Here is a 23,125-nt window from a genome sequence, read left to right as displayed (position 1 = left end):
GCGGTTGCCTGGAAGGGTTCGCTGCAGTGGAGCGCGGTGCGGTTGCCTGGCGAGGGTCGGAGCGCGGTGCGGTTGCCGGGCATGGGTTCGTTGGCGGCGGATCAGCGGAAATCCCGTGACGCCACTCCGACTGGCGCCGCCAGCGGTTCGAAGGTCTGGGCGATGACGTTGATCACCCCCTCGGGAGAGCGCTCGAGCACGCCGCGGATGATGAGCGCCGGCGACGCCCGCGCGACGAGACGGTTGCGCGCCCACACCTGAGCCCAGGTGACGATATTGACGGTGCCGGCCTCGTCTTCGAGTGTGAGGAAGGTGATACCGCTCGCGGTGCCCGGCCGCTGGCGGTGCGTCACGAGCCCCGCGACCTCGACGATGCTTCCGGGAGGGGTGTGCAGGGCGCGATCCGAGCGGATTATCCCGCGTGCGTCGAGCCCTTCGCGGAGCAGTGCGAGCGGATGGGTGCCCGTCGCCACCCCCGTGGTCCACAGATCGAGGGCGGTCTGCTCTGCCGCGCTCAGCACCGGGAGCAGCGGCGGCTGCACGTGCACCGCGATGCCGGGGAGGAAACGCTCGCGGTTGTCCGAGGCCGGGGCTGCCGCCCACAGCGCCTCGCGTCGGTCGAGGCCGAGGCTCTCGCACGCCCCCGAGGCGGCAAGGGCCTCGAGCCGGGTGCGGTCGAGGTCGGCGCGCCGGGCGAGGTCTGCGAGGTCGCGGAACGGCCCCGCCTCGCGGGCGCGGGCGATGCGCTCCGCGGTGTCGAGCTCGATGCCGCGGATCTCGGTGAGGCCGAGGCGCACCGCGAAGGCGCCGTCGCGGCGGTGCAGCGCGCTCGTATCGGGGGCGCTGCGGTCGAAGGGGCCCGGCGCTGGATGCTGCAGCACGAGGCAGTCGTCGGAGCCGGTCGGGGCGCGGCGATCAGCCGCCTGCGTGCCCTGTGCGCCTTGCGCACCCGGGGCACCTTCCGTGCCCTGCGTACCCTGCGTACCCGGGGTACCTTGCGCGCTCTGCGTACCCCGCGTTCCCGGGGTACCTTGTGCGCTCTGCACCCCCTGCGCGCCCCGCTCATCGGACGCATCGAGCGGCTCGAGCCCCGACAGCGCTCCCGAGCGCTGCACATCGGGCGGTCGCACCTCGACCCCGTGGCGGCGCGCGTCCTCGACGAGCGACCGAGGTGAGTAGAAGCCCATGGGCTGCGCGCGCAGCAGGCCTGCGAGGAACGCGCCCGGGTAGTGCAGCTTGCACCACGAGCTGACGTAAACGATGAGCGCGAAGCTGATCGAGTGGCTCTCCGCGAAACCGAAGCCCGCGAACGCCTCGATCTGCTCGTAGACGCGCACGGCCTCGTCGCCGGTGATGCCGTTGCGCGCCATACCCTCGAACAGCTTCTCCTTCAGACTGTCGATGCGCTCCTGACCGCGCTTCGACCCCATCGAGCGGCGCAGCAGATCCGCGTCCTCGCCGCTGCAGCCGCCGATCGTCATCGCCATCTGCATGAGCTGCTCCTGGAAGAGCGGCACGCCCATGGTGCGCTCGAGCACCGGGATGAGTTTCGGGTGGGGGTAGGTCACATCCTCCTGCCCGTTCTTGCGGCGAAGGTAGGGGTGGACAGCGCCGCCTTGGATGGGGCCGGGACGAATCAGCGCGATCTCGATGACGAGATCGTAGAACCGGCGGGGGAGGAGGCGCGGCAGCGTATTGAGCTGCGCCCGGCTCTCGACCTGGAAGACGCCCACCGCGTCGGCTCGGCACAGCATGTCGTAGACGGCTTCCTCCTCTTTCGGCACGGTCTCGAAGGTCAGCCGCTCACCGGTGGCCGCGGCGATGAGGTCGAAGGTGTGGCGCAGCGCGCTCAGAATGCCGAGCCCGAGCATGTCGAACTTGACGAGACCCATGGTCTCGCAGCCCTCTTTGTCCCACTGCAGCACGGTGCGGTGCTCCATGCGCGCGTGCTCGATGGGGCAGACCTCGCCCACGGGGCGCTCCGTGAGTACCATGCCGCCTGAGTGGATGCCGAGATGCCGGGGAGCCTTCAGAAACTCCTGGGCGAGTCGCTGCACGGGTTGGGGGATCGGGCTCTCCGGATCCTCCTCGATCGTGCGGCGCCGCTCGAGCCCGCGCGTCCAGGCGCGCTGCTGCCCCGCGCTGTACCCGAGCGCCTTCGCGGCGTCGCGCATCGCGGCCTTGGGCTGGTAGCTGATGACGTTCGCGACCTGGGCGGCGTTGCGCCGGCCGTAGCGGTCGTAGACGTACTGGATGATCTCCTCGCGCCGCTCCGAGTCGAAGTCGACGTCGATGTCGGGCTCCTCGTCGCGCAGGCTCGACAGGAACCGCTCGAACGGGAGGTCGTAGTAGATGGAGTCGACCGAGGTGATGCCGAGCACGTAGCAGACAGCGGAGTTCGCGGCCGAACCGCGCCCCTGGCACAGAATATCGCGGCTGCGGGCCTCGCGGACGAGGTCGTGCACGATGAGGAAATAGCCCGGGAAATCCTTCTGCTCGATCACCTCGAGTTCGCGTTCGATGCGGGCGCGATGCGACTCGGGCATCGACGCGCCGTAGCGCCGTTCGGCACCATCCCACACGAGCGAGCGCAGCCACGACATCTGGGTGTGCCCCTCGGGGAGGTCGAGCTTCGGGAGTTTCGGCCGGGCTGCGCGCAGCGGGAAGGCGAGCTCGCGCGCGAGCGGCACAGTGCGGGCGACGGCGTCAGGGAAGCGCGAGAAGCGTCGCAGCATCGCGACTCCACTGCGCAGGTGGGCGGCGCCGGATGCCGGCAGGTACGAGTCGAGCTCGGCGAGGCTGCGTCGCGCGCGGACCGCGGCCATCGATTCGGCGAGCGGCGCCTGCGCGGCGGTCGCGTAGTGCACGTTGCCGGTCGCGAGCGTGGGCAGGCCGCTGAGAGCGGCGAGTTCGGCCAGCCGATCGTTACGGGGGTCGTCGCCGGGGTGGCCGTGCTGGGTCAGTTCGACGTGCACATTGTCGCGACCGAAGAGCGCGGTGAGTCGGTCGAGTTCGGCGAGCGCTCGGGTGTCGCCATCGGTGCGGTTGGGCGCGGTGTCGAGGGAGCGTCTCACAGCACCCTTGCGGCAGCCGGTCAGGATCGCCCACTCGCCGCCCGCCGCAGCCGCGAGGGCCTCGAGTTCGTAGACCGGCCGCCCCTTCTCGCCGCCGCCGAGCTGGGCCTCGGTGATGGCCGCGGCGAGACGGTGGTAGCCGCCCGTGCCACGTGCGAGGACGAGGAGATGGGTTCCCATGGGGTCCGCAGCTCCGAGCTGCGGCGCGTCGAGGTCGAGGGAAAGTTCAGCGCCGTACACGGTGAGGGGTGGCGGGGGCGGTTCGGGATCGCCCGCTGCGCGGGCCGCCTCGGCGCGGTCTGCCTGGCGGCGTGCCGCGGCGTCTGCGGCGTCGGCGAATGCGGCGGCTCCGTAGAACCCGTCGTGATCGGTGAGCGCGATGCCCGTGAGGCCGAGGCGGGCGGCCTCACCCATGAGGTCTTCGGGAGACGAGGAGCCGTCGAGGAAGCTGAAGTGCGAGTGCGTGTGGAGCTCGGCGTACGGCACGAATCCCGGCGCAGTGGATACCTTTGTGCCGGCCGCGCTCTCGGGAGGCGCTCCCGTGTCAGCCGATTTCGCGGGCTGCACCTCGGGAGCCCGGCCCGAGAGTCGACGCTCGAACTCGGCCCAAGAGAGGTCGGAGTTGCTCCAGCGCATGCGCTTCCTCCCGTTCTGTGATCAATGCGGTGGTCAGGGTGGTCAGGGTGGGTTGGTCAGGGTGGTTAATGGCGGTCAAGGGAGATCAGGGTGGTCAAGGCGGATGGGTGCGGTCGAGGGCAATTAGTCGTATCGGCCCTCCGCGACCCACGCGCCGCCGTGAAAGACGAGGAGCCATGCATCGCCGTCTGCGAGCTGCACCTGGAGGCGGAACCGCTCCGAGACGCCCTCCCACCAGCGCTCGCGCACCGCCCACGGCTGCGACCACGCCGTGACGGTCGGGGCGAACGTCGTGTCGCCGACGCGCAGGTGGGCGGGCTGCGCGGTAAGCAAGTCGTCAGCGTCGACACCCACGATCTCACCCGCGGTGTCGAGAAGCGCGGCTTGCGGAGGCCGAGGAAACACACGGCTGGGCGCGGGGCCCGCGAGTGCACCCGGCCAAGGCCCCGAAGCCGCCCGCCTCCCGCGCTGCCCCGACCGCGCGGTGCTCCACGGCACGAACTGCTGCCGATCGCTCAGCATCCTGCCCCCGGTGAGCGTCATCGTGCCGACGCCGGTGTGACCGAGGCGACTCTGTGCGCGACTGAGGTGGTGGTGCACCCGCTCGTCTGGCTCGGTGCTCCACAGACCCGGCTCGTGCGCTGCCACGCGGTCGGTGTGCACGGGAACAATGCGCACCCGTACGACGCCGGCTCCTCCGCGCTCGGTCTCCCGCGCGGCCGAAGCAGCCTGCCAGCGAATTCGGCCCAGGGTGTCGACCGCGGTGAAGTGCCGGGGATGCGCCCACTCCCGCTCGTGCCGCGAGCCGACATCGTCGGTGAGTTCCACGCGGAGCGCCGTGCACACGAGGCGCTCCTCGATCAACCCGCTGATGAAGCGCTCCGCGAGGGTGCTGCACGCGAACGCCAGCTGCTCGGCGGTGTCGACGGGGGCGTCGAACTCGAGCTCCACGGCGAGTTCGCGCACCGGCGCGCGCGGGCGCACCTCGGCGCCGTGCAACGCACCCGCGGCGGTCGCGCGCCGGTGAGCCGTAAGCCCCTGCGGGCCGAACCGCTGCCGCACCGACTCCTCGGGCAGCGCGGCGAGCGCGCCGAGCGTACGGATGCCGAGCCCCTGCATGGTCTCGGCGAGTGCGGGTTCCATCGCGCGAGTCACCGGGAGCGGTGAGAGGAACGCCGCCGAGGCCCCGGCCGCGACGATGCGAAGTCCTTCGGACGGCGCGGAGACTTCAGGGTCGCTCGGCGCGGATCGCGCGGCCTGCTCCGCCGTGAACCGGCCATCGGCGATCCCGATGCGGATCTCAGGGAGCCCCAACTCCGCTGCGAGCCCGAGGAGCGCGGATCCCGCGGGCTCCTCTCCGCCGTAGTAGCGCGCCGGCCCGCGCGCTCGCATGGCGCAGAGCCCGGGCCGCACGACCTCGACTCCCGGCACCAGCTGCTCCAGGCGGGCGACGATGGGAGCGAATCGACGTTCATCGGTCTCGGGTCGATGCGGGTACACGGCGAGTTCGGGGCAGCGGGTCTGCGCTTCACGCTCGCGGAGTCCCGTGCGCACGCCCTCCTGCCGGGCTGCTTCGGTGCACGCGATGACGATCCGGTTCGCGATGAGAGCGAGCGGCGCCTCGATGGTGAGCCCGTCGGCTCCGTCATCACGCAGCAGTGCGTGCACAGGCCAGTCTGGAACCCAGAAGACGAGTGTGCGTTCGGCGGTCATGAGGCGACCAGACGACGAACCGGAGCGGTGCCGGGCTCGGCAAGTGAGCCTCCCGCGAAGTGCACAGTGTGGTGGCGAGCGCCACGCCGATCCTGCGACTGCACCACTAACTCTCGGTCGGAGAGCAACCCCGAACCCTGACCCAACCCCTGCCAGCGCACCTGGGTGACGCGGAGCGTGGATTCGGGGCGGGGCCAGTCGCCCGTGACGACAAGCGCGGCATCGTGCTCCCGCAGCCGCGCCGAGATGCGCTCGGTCTCGCCGGGGCTGGGGCGCGACGTCGGGGTGAGTAGCACGAGGGTGAGCACCTCGGCGAGCGCGCCGGTCAGACCCATCGCGTCGTCACCGGGGTCGGGGATCACCACGCAGCGCTCGAGCGAGATGCCGAGGGCCGCAGCCGCCTCCGCGCCGAAGGTCGGATCACCGATGACGCCGCACCACAGGCCCGACTGCGAAGCCTCCGAAAGTAGCGCGAGAGCGAGCTGGCGCGAGCCGTGCACGGCGTAGCTGCCACCCATGCGCAAGCCACCGCCGGGGAGTAACGGACTCAGCCCCGCATGGGTCGGAAGCACGCGCTCGTCGAGCCGCACCGGCTGCATCTCGGAGATGCGCTGCTGCAGCGAACGGACGGTCGCGGGGGAGTTCATGCAGGTATCTTCGAACATATGTTCGAATAAATCAACTTCGGATTTACGGCGCGTCGAGTCGGCAAAACTCCTCCGAATCGAGGCTCTCCGACGGCGGTAGGATGGGGGAGATGAACGAGGACGAGCTAGACGATTACGAGCGCGAAGCCGAGCTGTCGCTGTTCCGCGAATACCGAGATATCGCGAGCCAGTTCCGCTATGTCGTCGAGACCGAGCGGCGCTTCTACCTGGCGAACGAGGTCGACCTGAAGCGCCAGGACGCGGGCAGCGATTTCTACTTCGAACTCGCCATGACCGACGTCTGGGTCTGGGATGTGTACCGTGCCGACCGCTTCGTGAAGTCGGTGCGCGTGCTCACGTTCAAGGACGTGAACGTCGAGGAGCTGTCGGCACGCGAGTTCGCGCTGCCGCAGGAGCTCGCGCTCGACGAGTAGTCGTGCGACGCTGAGTCGGCTGTCGTTGAGATGAAGCGGGCCCAGATCGCGCGGGGCCCGATGATGCGGGCCCTGATGTAGCGGGCCCTGATCGCGTGAAACCGGATGGGGTAAGGCGGCTTGCTGCCTCTGCCGGTTGGAAGCGGCAGCCCCGATGAACTGCTCACAGCTCGAACCTTCCGGGTGATCCGCCGACTTCTCCACAGTTCCGACTGAAGCGCTCTTCCCCGCACCCACCAGCGACGAGGCTGGTGTGCCAGGAGGTGCATCATGGAGCGCACAGCAGCAACGACGGAAGTTCCGAACCGTACGCAAGGGAGCGACGAGCAAGCCCCACTCGCGCACAACCAAGAGCTCGGAGCGCGGGGCGAGGCTCTCGCGGCGGAGTACCTCGAGGGCTTGGGGTACCGCATCCTCGAACGGAACTGGCGCATCCGCGGTGGCGAACTGGATCTGATCGCGCTCGAGAGCGGCACGGTGGTCGCGGTCGAGGTGAAGACCCGGAGCGGCGACGGATACGGGAGTCCGTTCGCCGCGATCACGGCGCGGAAAGCGGCGAGGCTGCGCAGGCTCTTGCTCGACTGGGTGCGAAGCCACGAAGTCGGGGCGGGGCGGTTGCGGATCGACGCGGTCGCGATCACTTTGCGTTCCGGGGCCTCTCCGCGCATTGAGCACCTGCGAGGCATCGCGTGAGCGGGGTCGTCTGTCGGGCTGCTTCAGTCGCCCTCACCGGGCTCGAGGGTACGACCGTGATGGTGGAGTCCGCGGTGTCGCAGCAGCTCCCCGGGATCGCGATCATCGGTCTCCCTGATACGGCGCTTGCAGAGGCGAAACTGCGGGTGCGAACGGCGACCGCGCAGGTCGGGCTGCCCTTATCCGACCGCTTTCACACCATAAATTTAAGCCCAGCCTCCCTGCCGAAACACGGGTCTGGCTTCGACCTCGCCATCGCGCTCGCAGCGCTCGCCGCATCGCGTCATCTCCCACCCGAGGGGCTCGAGAGCGTGGCGCACCTCGGAGAGCTCGCCCTCGACGGAGGGCTCCGCCGGCCAGCGGGCCTCCTCTCCCTCGCCTCTGCGGCCAGGGCACTCGGTTTCCGAAGAGTAATGGTGCCCGAGGAATGCGGGGAGGAGGCGGCGCTCGTCCCCGGCATCGAAGTGGTCGCCGTGCGTGATCTCGGGAGCGCAGTCGCGTGGTATCGCGGGGAACTCGACCGCGGTCGGATCGTGCTCCCAGGAGCGGAGCCGAGCGGTACGGGCGCGAACCGCGACGGGTTTCACGGAACGCAGGGTGCCGCCGTCCCCGACATGCGCGACGTCATCGGGCAACCCGAAGCGGTGGAGGCCATGGTGATCGCGGCCGCGGGGCGGCATCACCTCTCGTTGCTCGGCCCGCCCGGAGCGGGGAAAACGCTGCTCGCGACACGTCTGCCCGCGCTGCTGCCCCCGCTCACCGATGATGCCGCGCTTGAGGCGAGCAGCATTGCGTCGCTCGGAGGATCGACGGTGACCGAGTTGGTGCGACACCCGCCGTTTGAAAGTCCGCACCACACGGCCTCGGCCGTCTCGATCATCGGTGGGGGTCAGGGGAGCGAGGTGCGGCCGGGCGCGATCACGCGCGCCTGCCACGGCGTCTTGTTTCTCGACGAGGCGCCCGAGTTTCCACGGATGGTGCTCGATGCGCTCAGGCAGCCGCTCGAGACGGGAAGGATCGAGATCCATCGCTCTCGGCTGCGAACGGTATTGCCGGCGCGGGTGCAACTCGTCCTCGCTGCGAACCCCTGTCCGTGCGGCAACGCCGGTTCGCCAGACACGGCTTTGCGCTGCCGGTGCACTCCGCGTGCGCGGACCTCGTACCAGCAGAGAATCTCGGGTCCGCTCTCCGACCGGATCGACGTGCGGCTGACGCTGCACCGTGTATCGCGGGTGCTGCTGGAGGAGCCGGAGGAGCATCGTCCATCGAGCGAGGAGTTGCAGGCGCGCGTCATCGCCGCACGCGCCTCAGCGGCCGAGCGGTGGAGGGGCGCCCGGTGGTCGGTGAACGCGGATGTGCCCGGCACCTCACTGCGGAGCGGGCCGTTCCAACTTCCGCGCGGCGACACCGCGGTGCTGGACCAGGCCCTCGCTCGAGGCGCGCTCACGCTGCGCGGGTACGACCGTGCGCTGCGCGTGGCATGGACGATCGCGGATTTGGCCGGGCGCGACAGGCCGCGTCGGGCCGAGGTCGCGCAGGCGCTCGTACTTCGCGGAGGTGATTTCGGATGACGAACGTTGCGCTGCAGGTGCACGAAGACGCACAGGTGATGCGGCTCCTCGCGCGGTTGGCTCCGTCCACGGTAGATGATGAAATTGCGCCGACAGTCGTATTCGCGCGAGCGGTGTGGTCCCGGCTGATCGAACCCGGGGACGCGATCGCGGGCGAACTGATCCGCGGTCTCGGCGCCGTCGAGGCGCTCGAAACACTCCTTTCGTTGGATGGAGCGAAGGCAATCGCGCAGGCCGCGGCCAGCAGAGGGACCGAGCTCGACTGGCGCGCGCTCGCCGCCGCACTCAAACGGTGGCTCCCGAGGCTTGATCGTGCGGAATCCGTGCGTGACCTCGAGGGCGCCGTCGCAGCGGGGTTGTCCATCGTCGTGCCCGAGTCCTCAGAGTGGCCGCCGACGCTCGATGACCTGGGTCCGCACGCTCCGCAGATGCTCTGGGTGCGCGGTGACGCGTCCGTGCTGGGTATGACGTCGCTCGCCGTCGTCGGCGCACGCGCCTGCACTGGCTATGGTTCGCACGTCACCGCGGAACTGACGGATGCCGCCTGTGCCGCCGGCGTAGCCATCGTTTCGGGCGCGGCCTACGGCATCGATGGGGTGGCGCACCGCGCTGCGCTCGCCGCAGGGGCTCCGACGATTGCCGTGCTCGCGGGTGGTGCGGACCGCCCGTATCCGAACGCCCACGATTCATTACTGAATCGGATCGCCGAAGCGGGAGTGGTGTGTTCCGAGATGGTGCCGGGCTCAGCGCCCACTCGTTGGCGCTTTCTGCAGCGGAACCGGTCGATCGCGGCGCTGGCGCGGGCGACCCTCGTGACTGAGGCGGGATTCCGTTCCGGGTCGCTGAACACTGCCGGGCACGTGGCCGAGCTCGGTCGGGACCTCGGGGCGGTTCCCGGCCCGATTACGAGCGCCGCGTCGGCGGGTTGCCACCGACTCATCCGTGAGTATGGCGCGACGTTGGTGACGAACGGGGCGGAGCTTCGAGAGTTTCTCGACGTGTCGCCCGGAACGGGGTCGCTCGTGAGCGAAGCCGGGGCACCCGCGAGCGCTACGGATGGCGGCGGTTCCCGGGGCGGTTCAGAGGAACGCCAGCCGTCGTTACATCGACGCCTGATCGATGCGCTCCCGCTCCGGGGCGCGCGCTCCACCGACGAGGCCGCGTTGGCGGCCGGGGTAACGCGGGTGGAAGCGCGCTCCGGGTTCGCGGAGCTTGAAGTGCTCGGCCATGTGGCTCGTGCGAGGGATCCTAATGGGGGAGAACCCCGCTGGCGATTGGTGAAGCAGTGATGAATGCGCTGCGAACTGATGAGCCGACGCCGGAGGTCTCACGCTCCGCAGTGCGTTTTCCGTGTTATATGCCGCTTATGCGGCAAGTGCGCTATTCGTGTTGTACGCCGCTTATGCGGCGAGAAGCGGGTTGCGCTGCACCCACTTCGAGGCTTCCGTTTCCGACAGCACGGCGAGGCCCCGGGGCGTGTGCGAGATCGCGAGCAGCGCCTTGATCCACTCGGGATTGAGCTGCGGCGATTTTCCGCCGGAGAACCGGAATGCGATCGGGGAGTGCTCCGAAATCCACACCTCGTGCCGACCGCTTCCCTGGTTGACCCCGAGCGACCAGCTCAGGAAGAAGCCCTCCCGCTTGGCGAGCTTCATGCCGATCACAGCCTTGATATGCGCAAGCGTGCGATCTTCGAATTCGTATTCCCGTTGTCCGTGCAGTAAGTACCCCATGTCTGAAGTATGTCAGAAATTAAGCAATTAAAAAAGTAAATACTCGATGAACGCGCGCTGCGGGTGGCCGAGGAGTGATTCGGGCCCGAGCGAGGACAATGTATATATGCAAGTGACGGTGGATCTCGCGGTCGATCGGTTCCTCTCCGCTGTGGAACTCGAGTACGGCTATTCCGAGCACACGGTGCGGGCATATCGGCGGGACCTCGTCGACTTCGTCGCCTACGCAGAGGAGCAGGGCGTGTCGAGCGTCAACGCCTGCAATATCGAAGTGATGCGCGGCTGGCTCTGGGCTCGCCAGCAACGGGGTCTCGCGTCGGCAACCCTCGCTCGCAACGTCGCCACGCTCAAGTCGTTCGGTGCCTGGCTCGAGCGCACGAGACTCGTTCCGGGAAATCCGGCGTCGCGACTGCGCGCTCCGAAAGCCTCCCGAGAGCTTCCCCGGGTCCTCGCTGATGAGCAGATGTCGCGTGTCCTCGAGCGGGTCGCCCGGCGCGCGGATCCCGATCGGCCCGAGACGCTGAGAGATCACGCGGTGCTCGAGCTCCTCTACGCCTCGGCTCTGCGCGTCTCCGAGCTCTGCGCACTTACGGTCGCCGGAGTTGACCGTCGCGAGCGTACAGTGCGCGTTCTCGGCAAAGGGAATAAAGAGCGGATCGTGCCCTTCGGGGTCCCGGCGGCACATGCTCTCGAGGCTTATCTGAATCACGGGCGTCCGCAGTTGCTCGTGCGTGCGTCGAACGCGCAGACAAGGCAGGTGTCAGCCTCGGCTGCGGATTCGGGGGAGCGGTCAATCGCTGGGGAGAAGGGCGCAGTCGGTCGAAGCGGCGCGGCCGGAGGGCATGAAATCTCCGTGCAATCTCTCTTCCTCGGCAATCGAGGGGGAAGACTCACGACCAACGCGATCTACCGGATGGTGGCGCGCGAACTCAAGGGCGAGCCCGGTGGTGGGCCGAAGGGTCCCCACACGCTGAGACACACCGCGGCAACTCACCTACTGAATGGTGGTGCTGATCTACGCGTGGTGCAGGAGATGCTCGGGCACTCGAGCCTCTCGAGCACGCAGGTCTATACGCACGTATCGACCGAGCGTCTCGCGCAGAGTTATCGGCGCGCTCACCCCCGCGCGTAGCAGCGTCGGCGCCGAGTCGCTCCTACCAGGGCAGCAGCACTGGGCGCGTGAAGAAATACCTCGCGGGATCGACGTAGATGTTGTCGACTCGTACCCCGAGGTGTACGCACGCTTCGACGCAGTGGCCGCCCTCGCCGACAGTGCCGAGCTTCGCACCGAGTCCGACCCGGTCACCCTTCGAAGGCTCGGTCTGATCCGCATCGACCGGCTCCAGCGAATAGGTGATGCGCTCATCGACTCGAACGGAGACGACTCCGCGACCGGCCACTCGCCCGGCGAAGGTCACCACACCACCTGCGGGAGCACTCACCGAGGCGCCAGGCTGCGCAGCCAGATCGAGCCCGCGGTGTCCCGGTCCGTACTCGTGCGTCGGTGCTTCGAATCGCGCAAGAATGTCGAGCCCGCTCGCGATCGGTGGAAGCCACCGCACGGGAACCGGCTCCTCCGCCCACGACGCTGCCGGTGATAGAGGGAAGAGAGCGAGCGCTGCGACCAGGAGCACGAGAAGAAATGGACGCCGCGGTGGAGGGCGAAATGTCTGGATCATGCCTCGAGCATCGCAGCGGGGAGGAGGCTCGAGCCTCCGGGAATCGATGCTTGTGGAGCGAAGCAGTCCGGCGCATCAAGACTCGGGTCTGTGGACGCATCAATCCGCGCCTTCCGCTGGTGTACACTAGTCCAGCACCTTGTAAGAGGTGACTTCGCGTGCCCACGCATCGGAGAAATGCCGACGGTCCTTGTTCTTTCGAGAGCGAGGTGGCTGATCCCGAGGGCACCAGGATCGGGTCGCAATCGCGACTGATGACAACCGCATATAGGCGCGCCCGGGAGGGTGCCCAGAATAGGAGGACGGCAATGGCCGTCGTAACCATGCGCCAGCTGCTCGACAGCGGCGTCCACTTCGGACACCAGACCCGCCGTTGGAACCCGAAGATGAAGCGCTTCATCTTCACCGAGCGCTCGGGCATCTACATCATCGACCTGCAGCAGTCGCTCGGCTACATCGACGCCGCGTACGACTTCGTCAAGCAGACCGTTGCCCGTGGCGGCAACATCCTCTTCGTGGGCACGAAGAAGCAGGCCCAGGAGGCTATCGCCGAGCAGGCGACCCGCGTCAACCAGCCCTACGTGAACCAGCGCTGGCTCGGCGGTCTGCTCACCAACTTCCAGACCGTGACCGGTCGCCTGGAGCGCATGAAGGAGCTCGAGCAGCTCGACTTCGAGGGCACCACGAGCGGCTTTACGAAGAAGGAGCTCCTGCTCAAGAAGCGCGAGCTGGAGAAGCTGCAGAAGTCGCTCGGTGGTATCCGCAACATGGGCAAGACCCCGTCGGCGCTCTGGGTGGTCGACACCAAGAAGGAGCACCTCGCGATCGACGAGGCGAAGAAGCTCGGTATCCCCGTGATCGCCATTCTCGACACCAACTGCGATCCCGACGAGGTCACCTACCCGATCCCGGGCAACGATGACGCAATCCGCTCGGTTGCGCTCCTCACCCGTGTGATCGCCGACGCTGCGGCCGAGGGCCTCATGGAGCGTCACCAGAAGCCCTCCGAGGGTGCTGAGCAGGCCGCTGAGCCGCTCGCCGAGTGGGAGGTCGAGCTGCTCAACGCCGACGCTCCTGCCGCTACCGAGGCTCCGGCTGAGGAGGCCCCGGCTGCTGAGGCGCCCGCCGCGGAGGAGGCTCCGGCCGAAGCCGCTGCCGAGACCCCGGCCGCCGAATAGTCCACCTCTGACCGTTCCATCGAACGACCACATAAGGAGTCACACATGGCTGCAGTAAGCATGGCCGCTGTGAAGGAGCTGCGCGACCGCCTCGGCGCCGGCATGCTCGACAGCAAGAACGCCCTCATCGAGGCTGACGGTGATATCGAGAAGGCCATCGAGATCCTGCGTCTCAAGGGTCTGAAGGGCGTCGCCAAGCGCGGCGACCGCGAGGCGAGCGAGGGTCTGGTCGCAGTCCGTCAGGCTGAGGGTTCTGCGACGATGATCGAGCTCGTTTGCGAGACCGACTTCGTTGCGAAGAACGAGAAGTTCATCGCGCTCGCTGAGCGCGTGCTCGACTCGATCGTTGCTGCCGGCGCGTCCACGGCCGAAGAGGCCCTCGCGGCTCCCGCCGAGGGCAAGACCGTCGCTGACGTCATCACCGAAGAGGCCGCCATCATCGGCGAGCGCATCGAGATCCGGAAGGTCTCGCGCATCGAGGCTCCTGCGACCTCGGTGTACCTGCACCAGACCTCGAAGGATCTGCCCCCGCAGATCGGCGTGGTCGTGGGCTACGAGGGCGACGACGCCGATGCTGCGCTCAGCATCGCTCGTCACATTTCGTTCGCGGATCCGCTGTACCTCGACCGCGAGGACGTTCCCGAGGCTGATGTCGAGAAGGAGCGTGCGCTCGTTACCGAGATCTCGAAGAACGAAGGCAAGCCCGAGGCGGCTCTGCCGAAGATCGTCGAGGGTCGTCTGACCGCGTTCTTCAAGCAGGTCGCGCTGAACGAGCAGGTGCACGCCCTCGACGCTGACAAGCGTGAGGTGCGCAAGGTGGCCGAGGCCGCCGGCATCAAGGTCACCGGCTTCGCGCGCAGCAAGGTCGGCGCCTAGCCACAGACACCAGGACCCGGGCCGAGAGGCCCGGGTCCTGTGCTGTGTCCGCACTATCATGGCCTCGGGCGCACGCGCGCAACACCCACGCGCCCGAGTCCACCTGAACGACTCAAGGAGAGACACCACATGACGAAGACCGCCGATCGCAAGCGCCGAGTAATGCTCAAGCTCTCGGGAGAGGCGTTCGGAGGTGGAACTCTGGGTGTGAATCCCGACGTCGTGAGTCAGATCGCGCGCGAGATCGCGGGTGGTCTCAGTGACGCCGAGGTCGCCGTGGTCGTCGGCGGCGGCAACTTCTTCCGCGGCGCTGAGCTGTCGCAGCGCGGAATGGATCGCGCCCGCGCAGATTACATGGGCATGCTCGGAACGGTGATGAACGCGCTCGCGCTGCAGGATTTCTTGGAGCAGGCGGGTGTCGAGACCCGTGTGCAGTCAGCCATCACGATGACGCAGGTGGCCGAAACATACATTCCGCTCCGTGCTGTACGGCACCTCGAGAAGGGCCGCGTCGTGATCTTCGGCGCCGGCGCCGGCCTGCCGTACTTCTCCACTGACACGGTCGCCGCGCAACGTGCGCTCGAGATCGAGGCTGACGAGGTGCTCGTCGCGAAGAACGGCGTCGATGGCGTCTACACCGCCGACCCGCGCCATAACCCGGACGCGACGCGGATCGACCAGATCACCTATAACGATGCGCTCGTCCAGGGCTTGAAGGTGGTCGACTCGACTGCTTTCAGCCTCTGCATGGACAACGGCATGCCCATGCGAGTATTCGGCATGGAACCCGCTGGCAACGTGACCGCGGCGGTGCGCGGAGAGGTGCTGGGCACGCTCGTCCATCCGTAGTCCTCGGGCCGGATCTATGTCCGTCCCGCCCGCTAAGCTTGAACCACGAGCGTTTTCACTAAGGAGTACACCGTGATCGATGAAGTCTTCGCCGACGTCAAGGAACGTATGAACCGGGCAGTCGAGTCAGCGAAGGAGAACTTCGCGACGGTGCGCACCGGCCGGGCGAACCCGTCGCTACTGCAGAACGTGCAGGTGGACTACTACGGCACGCCCACCCCGCTGTCGCAGCTTGCCTCTGTTCAGAATCAGGACGCGCGCAGCCTCCTGGTCACCCCTTACGACAAGGGCGCGATGAAGGACATTGAACAGGCGATTCGCGATATGCCGAACTTGGGAGCGAATCCCTCGAACGACGGCACCGTCATTCGCCTGTCGCTTCCCGAGCTTACGGCCGAGCGCCGCAAGGAGTTCGTGAAGATCGTCAAGAGCAAGGCGGAGGACGCACGCGTCGCGATCCGCAATGTGCGTCGCTCTGGTAAGGACGACTTCGACGCGCTCAAGAGCGAGGTCGGTGAAGACGAGCTCGCACGCGCAGAGAAGGAGCTCGAGGCCATTACCAAGCAGTTCATCGAGCAGGTAGACGAGGCGCTGAAGCGTAAAGAAGCCGAGCTGCTGGAGGTCTGATCCGGATGGCCGGTTCAGAACGACGCGACGAGATTCGGCACGCGCTCGAATCAACTCGGGCTCAGCTCGAGGCGACGAACGCGCGGATCGAGGCGCGAGCCGGCCGTAACCTGGTCTTCGCCATCACCTCGGGCGTCGTGTTCGGCGCCGTCTTTCTCGCGAGCCTGTTGCTCGTGAAGCAGCTGTTCGTCGTGTTGGTCGCCGCCATCGTGGCGATCGCGCTGGTCGAGCTGGCTGCGGCGTTCCGCGTCGCCGGTCGGCGTGTCTCCCGAGTTGGTGCGGCGCTCGGCGGCGTTGTCGTGGTGGGCGGAGCCGCGCTCTGGGGCCCTCAAGGCATGCTGCTCGGTCTCTTCGCGGGATCCCTGCTCCTTATTGTCTGGCGTGTCATCGAGGGTGTCGCTCGCGCGGGCGAGGTTCCAGCGAAGACCGTTGTTCGTGACGTGTTCTCCGGCCTGTTCACGCTGGTCTACGTCGCGTTCCTCGCGTCGTTCACGGTGCTGCTCGTGGCCGCTGAGAACGGGCAGTGGTGGGTGTTCGCGCTCGTGGTCGTCGTCGTCTCGGTCGACGTCGGTGCGTACGCCGCGGGCGTGACGCTGGGCAAGCACAAGATGACGCCCCGCATTAGCCCGAACAAGACATGGGAAGGGTTCGCGGGCGCGGCCGTGGTCGCGGCCGGAGTCGGCGTTCTGGTGTCAGTATTCACGCTCGATCAGCCTTGGTGGGTCGGCATCATTCTCGGCGTCGTTGTGCTCTTCACAGCGACGGGTGGCGACCTCACGGAATCCTTGATCAAGCGCAATTTGGGAGTGAAAGACATGAGCTCATGGATCCCGGGCCACGGGGGGTTCCTCGACCGTCTCGATTCGATTCTTCCGTCAGCGGTGGGCGTGTACGGCGTCGCGCTCATTGCGGGGGTGGTGTGATGCCTCGTCGTTCTCAGCGAACCAATGAGCAAGCGGACGAGAATGGGCGGGTGCACACGTCCTTCCCACTGGCCGCCGGGTCGCAACTCGGTTACGACCAGACTCACGTTGAAGACTTTCTCGCGTCGGCGCGCGTCGCGTATGAGGGCTCGAAGAGTGGCAGCGCATTGACCTCGGACGATGTTCGGCGCACGGCCTTTCCGATGAAGCGAGGAGGGTACGCGCCGCGCTACGTCGACGCTGCGATGGATCGCCTGGAAGAGGTGTTTTTCGAGCGAGAGCGGCGCGCCCGCATGCGCGAGTCCGGCGAGGATGCCTGGTGGGAGGAGACACGTCAGCTTCTTTCGGAGGTTCGAGGCCGAATTCGCCGGGATCGTGGCAAACGCTTCCACCGGCGTGGGTGGTTCGCCACTGGCTACCGTCGATCGCAGGTCGACGCGTTTCTCGACCGTATCGGCGAGATGTTCGATAAGCGCGAGCTGGGGCTGCAGCCGGCAGAAGTTCGCGATGTCGTGTTTCATTCGGAGTGGCGCGGTTACGACGAGGAGCAAGTGGATGCACTTCTCGACAGCGTTGTCGAACTCATTCTCTCGACGCGCTGACCGAGCCTAGGATTGCATCCACTGCCACTCGGGTGACATATTGCAACGCTTGAGGCGGCTTGTCTCCCGTCACAAGCTGAGATAGAATCGTTACATTGTGTCTGTTGTGAATGCGAATCCCGTTTCCCGCTGGTCGAGACTGCGCGGCCCCTTCGCTGGTGTCGCGGTTGCCGGGTTCCTGAGCGCCGCCGTCGTGGCCCCGTTGGCCATGCCGAGCGCTCCTGCCGACGCGGAGACCATGGCATTCCAGCAGCGTATCCATCAGGAGTTTGTGCCGAACACTACTGAGGAAGCGGATCTCGTCTTCACGGACGTGGGTGTCGTCGAGCTTCCCGACCCTGAAGAGGTACGGAAGAAGCAAGAGGCGAAAGAAGCCGCGCAGGCGCAGAAGGAAGCTGAGGAAGCTGCCGCTCGCGCTGCTGAAGAGAACGCCGGTACGAGCGGCGACGCGGGTGTGGGCGCACCGCCGAAGTACACCGGCGGAGGGTCGCCTGCGGAGTGGATGGCCGCAGCAGGTATCGCTGAGGCCGATTGGGGCTACGTCGATTACATCGCCTCGAAGGAGAGCGGTTGGAATCCCAATGCCACGAACGCGAGCTCCGGCGCCTGCGGTCTGATCCAGGCACTGCCGTGCAGCAAGGTGCCGGGCAGCGGCTACGATCCAGTGGATAATCTCCGTTGGGCATCTGGCTACGCCACCGGTCGCTATGGCAGCTGGGCGCAGGCGTACGCATTCTGGACCGCGAACCACTGGTGGTGATTGGTCGCTATGGCGAAGAGCCGGCGGCCCAATAAATATCAGAGAGCTGCTGCGGCACCGGAGCGGGATCTGAGCGCCCTCGCAAACGGCGGCGCTCGCCGGGAAGTGCGCGCTGGCGGGGAGTGGTGGGTTCGAGAGATCTCGTCTCAGCGCGCTGCAAAGATATACGTGTGTCCGCTGTGCGGCACCGACGTGCCTCCGGGGCAGGCGCATGTCGTTGCCTGGCGCGCTGATCACCTGTTCGGCGACGACGCGGCGGTGCGCGACCGGCGCCACTATCACGCACACTGCTGGCGCCTGCGGTAACTCAGCGCCCGGCGGCGTTGCTCAGAAGAGCGTCGGGGGAGCGGCAGCCGCCTCGACCTCGACGGTCGGTGACGGCGCGGCACCCGCAAGTCCCGGCCCGACCTCCGGCTCGCGTCCCGCCTGGAATGCCGTGGCGACTGCACGCGCGCGCAGATCCGCCGCCTCGTTCAGCGGGTGACCGGCGTGCCCCTTCACCCACTCGAACGTCACGTTTCGGCCCTGGAGTGCCGCGTCGAGCCGCTCGAGCAGCTCGCGATTCAATACCGGCTTCCCGTCGGCCTTGCGCCATCCCCGACGCTTCCAGCCGGGCATCCACTGGGTCAGCGAATTGATGACGTACTGGCTGTCGCACAGGATGCGGAGCGGCTCGTCCGAGCGATCCGCGGTGGCGGTGAGCAGGTCGAGGACGGCCATGAGCTCACCCTGATTATTGGTGGCTCGCGGCCATCCGCCCGCGCGCCACTGCGTGTCGTCGACGACCCACGCCCAGCCTGCGGGCCCCGGATTACCGAGTGCCGATCCGTCTGCTGCTGCCGTGAGTACCATGCCTTCCATCCTGCCAGAACCGCAGCTGCGCGCCGGATAGGCTGGAACGGTGAGCCGCTACGAGAGGATGGTCGATGCCTGAGATCACGAGCAACACGGTGCTGCGTTCGCGGCGCGAAGACATCGAACTGCATACGGAGGACGGCCTGACGCTCTACGGCGAGCTCGCGCTCCCCGCAGATCACGAGCCGCTCGCGACGCTGGTGACGTTGCATCCGCTACCAACGGCGGGCGGCTTCATGGAGTCGCACGTGCTGCGGAAGGCAGCCAACCGGCTTCCCGAGCTCGCTCGTCTCGCGGTGCTGCGCTTCAACACCCGGGGCACGTCATCGCCTCGTGGCACGAGCGAGGGGACATTCGGCGACGGCATCTCCGAGCGTTTCGACGTCGCGGCCGCGATGGCGTTCGTGCGCGAGCGCAATCTGCCTCACCCGTGGCTGTTGGGATGGTCGTTCGGCACCGAGCTGGCCCTGAAGTACGGCCTGGAGCACGACATCGACGGCGCTATTCTGCTCTCGCCTCCGCTGCACCGAGCCACGCCCGCAGAGGTCGCCGCGTGGCAGCAGGCGGAGCCCGAGCTCGTCGCGGTCATTCCCGAGTTCGATGACTACCTGCGCCCCGATGCGGCCGCTGAGCGCTTCGCAGCTGTGCCACGCATGCGCCTCGTCCCGGTCGAAGGCGGCAAGCACCTCTGGGTGGGGGAGAAGCAGACCCGCCGGGTGCTCGACGAGATCGTTGAGACTGTCGGGACCGCCGAAACGCCGCTGCCGGGAGAGGTGCCTGACTCGCGTCTCCAGGCTTGACGCGGCCTCCCACCCTGACGCTCGCCCCGAGCCCGACTCTCCTCTTCAATCCTCGTGTGCGCCTCCAGGTGCGGACCTCTGAGCAGGCCGGCGAGACGAGGGATCGAGGCGGGCAAGACTTGCCCGCCTCCCAGCGCCAGGGTCAGTCGCGGCGGGCCTCCGCGTCGTCTTCGCTGGCTTCGGCCGTCGATGAAGATTCGGCCACGAAGTCGGCAGCGCCGGCCTCGAGTTCGAGCTCCCGAGTGTCGGCACGAACGGCTTCATCGATCGGAGGCTCGGACGCCCCGGGGGCGAGTGCCTCCGCGACAGGCTGATCTACGAGTCGACCAGCGACCGAGCTCATCTTCTGAGCGTTGGTGATGACTTCGCCGAGGCTTTCAAAGTAGCGAGCAACGGCGCCTCGCTCGACCTTCAACTGCGTCATGCGATCTTCTGCGGCGGCGAGCACCCGTGTCGCGCGGTCCTCGGCTGCGACGAAGGTCGCCTGCGCGCGCCGCTCGGCCTCGAGGACGATCTCCGCTGCCTGGCGTTCTGCCGTCGCGCGCACATTCCGTGCGTCCTGAGTGGCCTCCGCGCTCACGCGCTCGTACTCTTCCCGGGCTGCTTCGAGCTGCACGCGCAGTTCAGCGAGCTCTGCCCGCGTGGCCGCGATCTCGCGTTCTGCGACTTCCGCGGCGGCGTGCTGGCGCTCCGCCAGCTCGCGCTCGGTCCTCTCGCGCTGCTCCGCGGTTTCGCGCGCGAACTCCGCACTTTCGCGCTCGATCCGCTCTGTCATCTCCTGCACTGCCTGTTCGGTCTCGGACCGGAGCTCCGCAAGGCGCGTCTCCTCCGCGTGCCGGTGCTCGGCGAGCTCAGCAAGGGTGTCGACCCGCAGCAGATCGGTCTCCTCGGTGACCTCTGCGCGCTTCGCCGCGACCTCTCGAGCGATCGCCGCCTCGTGGGCTTCTCGTTCCTGCTGCAGGTCAGCCGCGTGCTGCTCGCGCGCCGTTGCGATCTCTCGCTCGTGCTCTGCGCGTTCGCGTGCAACATCTTCCGCGAGCTTGGCGCGCTCGCGCTCGATCTGGAGTTCGAGCGTTTCACGTTCGAGGCCGATCGCTTCCGCCGCCTCCTCACGAGTGATGCGCAGGCGTTCCGTCTCCGCGGCGCGTTCGGTCTCGAGGCGCTGCTCGTGCTCACGTACCTCTGCGGCCAGGCGCTCCGAGTGCACGGCGTCTTCGTCACGGAGGCGAGCAGCGAATTCAGCTTCAGCCCGTTCGTGGGCGCGGCGCTGCTCCTCGCGCGCAGAAGCGATCTCGCGCTCATGAGCCGTGTTCTCCGCGGCGATCCGCTCGCTGTGGGCGTCCCACTCCGAGATCACGCGATCCTGGTGCGCCGCCAGCTCGGCACCGAGCCGGGCGTCGTGCGCCTCGGACTCTGCGGTGATACGACTCTCGTGCTCCTCGCGGGCCGCGGCGAGTTCGGCGAACAACTCTTCGCGCTGTGCGTCTCGATCCGACTCGAAAGCGGCGCGCTCCCGCGCAATGCTCTGCTCGTGCGTCGCGCGTTCCGCCGCCATCGTCTGCTCGTGCGTCGACCGCTCCACCGCGATGTCGCGCTCGTGCGCCGTGCGCTCCGATACGAGCGCGCTGCGGTGCTCCTCGAACTCTCGGGAGATCCGTGCGTCGTGGGCTTCCCGCTCACGCGCGATGTTCTCGTCGTGGGCGTCCCGCTCCGACGCGATGGCGCTCTCATGGGCGGCCCGCTCCGTAGCGATCGCGCTCTCGTGCTCTGCCCGCTCCGCAGCGATTGCATCGTTGTGAGCACGACGCTCGCGCACGATGAGCGCGTCGTGCTCCTCGCGCTCGCTCGTGATCGAGTGCTCGTGCGCGGCACGCTCCTGAGCGAGGCGTGAAACGTGCGCCGCAAGCTCATCGGAGAGACGGATGTCGTGCTGCTCCCGCTCGGCGCTGAGCTCCGCTTCCTGTGCGGATCGCTCAGCGCTCAGAGCCGCATCGTGTGCCTGCCGCTCAGCGTCGATCGACTCCCGGTGCTGCGCGAGTTCGACGGCGATGGTCGCGTCGTGCTTATCGCGCTCATCTGCGAGTGTGTTGCGATGCGTTGCCAACTCCATCGCCAGCGTGGCCTCGTGCGCTTCCCGAAGTTCGACGAGCTCGGCATGGTGACGCGCAGTCGCGGCCTCCCGCTCCTCGCGCGCGACGCTGTCCGCCTGCTCTCGCTGGCGTTCGGCCTGATTGGACAGTGTGGCAATCGCGCTTGCGGCGGATTCGCGTTCGCGGGTGAGTACGGCCTCGTGTTCGGCTCGCTCCTGCGCGAGGCGCGCCGTGTGCGCCTCGAGCTCACCGGCGATACGGCGCTCGTGCGCCGCGCGCTCGTCAGCGATCGCCGCGTCGTGTTCAGCGCGCTCCTGAGCGATGCGCCCGCGAAGGGTCTCCTCCTCAGCCGCCAGCGCCCGCTGCTTCGCGCTGAAATCCGCCTCGAGTGCCCGCTGGCGCTCCGTGTGCAGCTCCTCGAGTTCGGCTTCTTCACGCTGCCGCCGGGCCTCGAATTCCGCGCGAGCGCGTTCGCTCTCCTGCACGAGGCGCGAGCGCTCGAGCTCGGCATCGCGCTCGCTTTCCGCGCGCTGCCGCTCGAACTCTTCGGCCTGCCGCTCGGTCTGCAATTGCAGCTCCAGCGCAGTGGAGCGCGCTTCCGAAGTGACGCGTTCGGCCTCGAGGTGAGCTGCCGCGAGCGTAGCAGCCCCGTCGCGCTCAGCTGTTTCACGTGCCGCGATCGCCTCGCGCTCGGCGGAGCTCCGCGTCAACTCGGCCTCGCGCCGGGCTTCCTCGATCAGTCGCTCCCGCTCGGCGTTCGATTCCGCACTCTGCGTCGCGATATCAGTGCGTGCGCCCGTCAGGATGATCTCGGCCTGCTCGGACGCGGAGACGAGGAGCTCATCTGCACGGGTCTGCGCCTGGGCGAGAACGCGACGCGCCTCTTCCTCGGTCGTGCGACGCAACTTCTCCGCGTCGAGATCGGCCTGGGCCATGAGACGCTGTGCGTGATCCTCTGCAATCTGCAGACTCTTCTCAACCCGGAGACCGAGCCCGGAGTAGCCGGAAGCGCCGAGCTCCGCGATCTGCTCCTGCAGCTCTGAGATCAGGGCGCGCTGATCTTCTCCCGTTTTCGTCGCGTCCCGGTGCGCCGACTGCAGGGCTTCGATGTGCGACTGCAGCATGGTGATGTGCCCCGTGAGGGCGCTCATGCGCTCGTCTACCTCTTCACGGTTGTAACCGCGGAATGCGGGGGAGAACGGCTGAGCTGTATCGGACACGGGGCCTCCGGTGTCTGGCAATCGAATCGGCGCTTCGGCACGGCGATGCCGCGGCGCGAACAGAAGTGTTCCCCACGATAGCGCAAGCCACACCGGGTGACAGGGCCGGTCAAAGGCCGTGCAGCACGCTCGCGCGGTGCCTTGCAGCATGCCTGCACAGCGCGA

Annotated in this window: 20 protein-coding genes; 13 read left to right on the top strand and 7 right to left on the bottom strand. The window is 67.6% G+C overall.

The annotated features are described in order from the left end of the window. Positions 1-101 precede the first annotated feature (101 nt). The 3 genes from WFH00_RS05770 to WFH00_RS05760 all read right to left on the bottom strand — a co-directional run bounded on the left by WFH00_RS05770 (position 102) and on the right by WFH00_RS05760 (position 6,070). On the bottom strand, positions 102-3,710 hold the full coding sequence (locus WFH00_RS05770) for an error-prone DNA polymerase (protein WP_336659711.1): 3,609 nt from the start codon (positions 3,708-3,710) through the stop codon (positions 102-104). Between the two features lie 123 nt (positions 3,711-3,833). Beyond that, on the bottom strand, positions 3,834-5,423 hold the full coding sequence (locus tag WFH00_RS05765; protein WP_336659710.1) for a DNA polymerase Y family protein: 1,590 nt from the start codon (positions 5,421-5,423) through the stop codon (positions 3,834-3,836). After that, positions 5,420-6,070, bottom strand: coding sequence for a hypothetical protein (locus WFH00_RS05760; RefSeq protein WP_336659709.1), 651 nt, complete (start codon positions 6,068-6,070; stop codon positions 5,420-5,422). The genes WFH00_RS05765 and WFH00_RS05760 overlap by 4 nt, the downstream gene beginning before the upstream one ends. Before the next feature lie 110 nt (positions 6,071-6,180). Here WFH00_RS05760 and WFH00_RS05755 point away from each other — a divergent pair, with 110 nt between their 5' ends. The 4 genes from WFH00_RS05755 (at position 6,181) to dprA (ending at position 10,057) form a co-directional block, all read left to right on the top strand. Continuing rightward, a complete protein-coding gene (locus WFH00_RS05755) occupies positions 6,181-6,504 on the top strand; it encodes a DUF2469 domain-containing protein (protein WP_336659708.1) in 324 nt (107 codons plus the stop codon). Positions 6,505-6,774: 270 nt separating this feature from the next. Then, positions 6,775-7,197 (top strand): YraN family protein, encoded by a 423-nt coding sequence (locus WFH00_RS05750; RefSeq protein ID WP_336659706.1) that lies wholly within the window; start codon positions 6,775-6,777, stop codon positions 7,195-7,197. Further along, complete coding sequence (locus tag WFH00_RS05745; RefSeq protein WP_336659705.1) at positions 7,194-8,768, top strand: YifB family Mg chelatase-like AAA ATPase; 1,575 nt, start codon at positions 7,194-7,196, stop codon at positions 8,766-8,768. Before WFH00_RS05750 ends, WFH00_RS05745 begins: the two co-directional genes overlap by 4 nt. Further along, positions 8,765-10,057, top strand: coding sequence for a DNA-processing protein DprA (gene dprA, locus WFH00_RS05740; RefSeq protein WP_336659704.1), 1,293 nt, complete (start codon positions 8,765-8,767; stop codon positions 10,055-10,057). The genes WFH00_RS05745 and dprA overlap by 4 nt, the downstream gene beginning before the upstream one ends. Before the next feature lie 111 nt (positions 10,058-10,168). Here the strand turns inward: dprA and WFH00_RS05735 are convergent, their stop codons facing one another. Continuing rightward, entirely contained in the window at positions 10,169-10,501 is a 333-nt protein-coding gene (locus tag WFH00_RS05735; protein ID WP_336659703.1) for a DUF7882 family protein, read from the bottom strand. Positions 10,502-10,607: 106 nt separating this feature from the next. Here WFH00_RS05735 and WFH00_RS05730 point away from each other — a divergent pair, with 106 nt between their 5' ends. Further along, positions 10,608-11,633 carry a tyrosine recombinase gene (locus tag WFH00_RS05730; protein ID WP_442918800.1) on the top strand — a complete coding sequence of 342 codons (1,026 nt, stop codon included), beginning with the start codon at positions 10,608-10,610 and terminating at the stop codon, positions 11,631-11,633. Positions 11,634-11,655: 22 nt separating this feature from the next. On the opposite strand, the gene WFH00_RS05725 is transcribed toward WFH00_RS05730, so the two are convergent. Next, positions 11,656-12,135: a murein hydrolase activator EnvC family protein gene (locus WFH00_RS05725; RefSeq protein WP_336659701.1), complete on the bottom strand. Its 480-nt coding sequence runs from the start codon at positions 12,133-12,135 to the stop codon at positions 11,656-11,658. 353 nt (positions 12,136-12,488) lie between these two features. On the opposite strand from WFH00_RS05725, the gene rpsB reads away from it, so the two are divergent. The 7 genes from rpsB (at position 12,489) to WFH00_RS05690 (ending at position 17,995) form a co-directional block, all read left to right on the top strand. Beyond that, a complete protein-coding gene (gene rpsB, locus WFH00_RS05720) occupies positions 12,489-13,358 on the top strand; it encodes a 30S ribosomal protein S2 (RefSeq protein WP_336659700.1) in 870 nt (289 codons plus the stop codon). Positions 13,359-13,403: 45 nt separating this feature from the next. Next, positions 13,404-14,234 carry a translation elongation factor Ts gene (gene tsf, locus WFH00_RS05715; RefSeq protein ID WP_336659699.1) on the top strand — a complete coding sequence of 277 codons (831 nt, stop codon included), beginning with the start codon at positions 13,404-13,406 and terminating at the stop codon, positions 14,232-14,234. A gap of 129 nt (positions 14,235-14,363) precedes the next feature. Next, positions 14,364-15,083, top strand: a complete 720-nt coding sequence (gene pyrH, locus WFH00_RS05710; protein ID WP_336659697.1) for a UMP kinase — start codon at positions 14,364-14,366, stop codon at positions 15,081-15,083. A 72-nt stretch (positions 15,084-15,155) separates the two neighbouring features. Beyond that, the gene (gene frr / locus WFH00_RS05705) at positions 15,156-15,710 is read left to right on the top strand and encodes a ribosome recycling factor (RefSeq protein ID WP_336659696.1); all 555 of its coding nucleotides are present in this window, start codon (positions 15,156-15,158) and stop codon (positions 15,708-15,710) included. Positions 15,711-15,715: 5 nt separating this feature from the next. Beyond that, positions 15,716-16,633, top strand: coding sequence for a phosphatidate cytidylyltransferase (locus WFH00_RS05700; RefSeq protein WP_336659695.1), 918 nt, complete (start codon positions 15,716-15,718; stop codon positions 16,631-16,633). 50 nt (positions 16,634-16,683) lie between these two features. Then, the gene (locus WFH00_RS05695) at positions 16,684-17,235 is read left to right on the top strand and encodes a DivIVA domain-containing protein (RefSeq protein ID WP_336659694.1); all 552 of its coding nucleotides are present in this window, start codon (positions 16,684-16,686) and stop codon (positions 17,233-17,235) included. 97 nt (positions 17,236-17,332) lie between these two features. Beyond that, positions 17,333-17,995 (top strand): transglycosylase SLT domain-containing protein, encoded by a 663-nt coding sequence (locus tag WFH00_RS05690; RefSeq protein ID WP_336659693.1) that lies wholly within the window; start codon positions 17,333-17,335, stop codon positions 17,993-17,995. Positions 17,996-18,322: 327 nt separating this feature from the next. Here WFH00_RS05690 and WFH00_RS05685 read toward each other — a convergent pair whose 3' ends face one another. After that, complete coding sequence (locus tag WFH00_RS05685) at positions 18,323-18,847, bottom strand: ribonuclease H family protein (protein WP_336659692.1); 525 nt, start codon at positions 18,845-18,847, stop codon at positions 18,323-18,325. A 74-nt stretch (positions 18,848-18,921) separates the two neighbouring features. On the opposite strand from WFH00_RS05685, the gene WFH00_RS05680 reads away from it, so the two are divergent. Further along, the gene (locus WFH00_RS05680; protein WP_336659691.1) at positions 18,922-19,650 is read left to right on the top strand and encodes an alpha/beta hydrolase; all 729 of its coding nucleotides are present in this window, start codon (positions 18,922-18,924) and stop codon (positions 19,648-19,650) included. A 142-nt stretch (positions 19,651-19,792) separates the two neighbouring features. On the opposite strand, the gene WFH00_RS05675 is transcribed toward WFH00_RS05680, so the two are convergent. After that, the gene (locus WFH00_RS05675) at positions 19,793-22,960 is read right to left on the bottom strand and encodes a hypothetical protein (RefSeq protein ID WP_336659690.1); all 3,168 of its coding nucleotides are present in this window, start codon (positions 22,958-22,960) and stop codon (positions 19,793-19,795) included. Between the last annotated feature and the right edge of the window lie 165 nt (positions 22,961-23,125).

The organism is Leucobacter sp. USHLN153, from assembly GCF_037145615.1.
Classification (GTDB): Bacteria; Actinomycetota; Actinomycetes; order Actinomycetales; family Microbacteriaceae; genus Leucobacter.
Note: the sequence above shows the minus strand (reverse complement) of the source record. Positions and strands in the feature narration are given on the sequence as shown.

Excerpts from the sequence above, each read along its gene's own strand:
- WFH00_RS05770 (WP_336659711.1), bottom strand. The coding sequence starts at position 3,710 with ATGCGCTGGAGCAACTCCGACCTCTCTTGGGCCGAGTTCGAGCGTCGA.
- WFH00_RS05765 (WP_336659710.1), bottom strand. The coding sequence starts at position 5,423 with ATGACCGCCGAACGCACACTCGTCTTCTGGGTTCCAGACTGGCCTGTG.
- WFH00_RS05760 (WP_336659709.1), bottom strand. The coding sequence starts at position 6,070 with ATGAACTCCCCCGCGACCGTCCGTTCGCTGCAGCAGCGCATCTCCGAG.
- WFH00_RS05755 (WP_336659708.1), top strand. The coding sequence starts at position 6,181 with ATGAACGAGGACGAGCTAGACGATTACGAGCGCGAAGCCGAGCTGTCG.
- WFH00_RS05750 (WP_336659706.1), top strand. The coding sequence starts at position 6,775 with ATGGAGCGCACAGCAGCAACGACGGAAGTTCCGAACCGTACGCAAGGG.
- dprA (WP_336659704.1), top strand. The coding sequence starts at position 8,765 with ATGACGAACGTTGCGCTGCAGGTGCACGAAGACGCACAGGTGATGCGG.
- WFH00_RS05735 (WP_336659703.1), bottom strand. The coding sequence starts at position 10,501 with ATGGGGTACTTACTGCACGGACAACGGGAATACGAATTCGAAGATCGC.
- WFH00_RS05730 (WP_442918800.1), top strand. The coding sequence starts at position 10,608 with ATGCAAGTGACGGTGGATCTCGCGGTCGATCGGTTCCTCTCCGCTGTG.
- rpsB (WP_336659700.1), top strand. The coding sequence starts at position 12,489 with ATGGCCGTCGTAACCATGCGCCAGCTGCTCGACAGCGGCGTCCACTTC.
- tsf (WP_336659699.1), top strand. The coding sequence starts at position 13,404 with ATGGCTGCAGTAAGCATGGCCGCTGTGAAGGAGCTGCGCGACCGCCTC.
- pyrH (WP_336659697.1), top strand. The coding sequence starts at position 14,364 with ATGACGAAGACCGCCGATCGCAAGCGCCGAGTAATGCTCAAGCTCTCG.
- WFH00_RS05700 (WP_336659695.1), top strand. The coding sequence starts at position 15,716 with ATGGCCGGTTCAGAACGACGCGACGAGATTCGGCACGCGCTCGAATCA.
- WFH00_RS05685 (WP_336659692.1), bottom strand. The coding sequence starts at position 18,847 with ATGGTACTCACGGCAGCAGCAGACGGATCGGCACTCGGTAATCCGGGG.
- WFH00_RS05680 (WP_336659691.1), top strand. The coding sequence starts at position 18,922 with ATGCCTGAGATCACGAGCAACACGGTGCTGCGTTCGCGGCGCGAAGAC.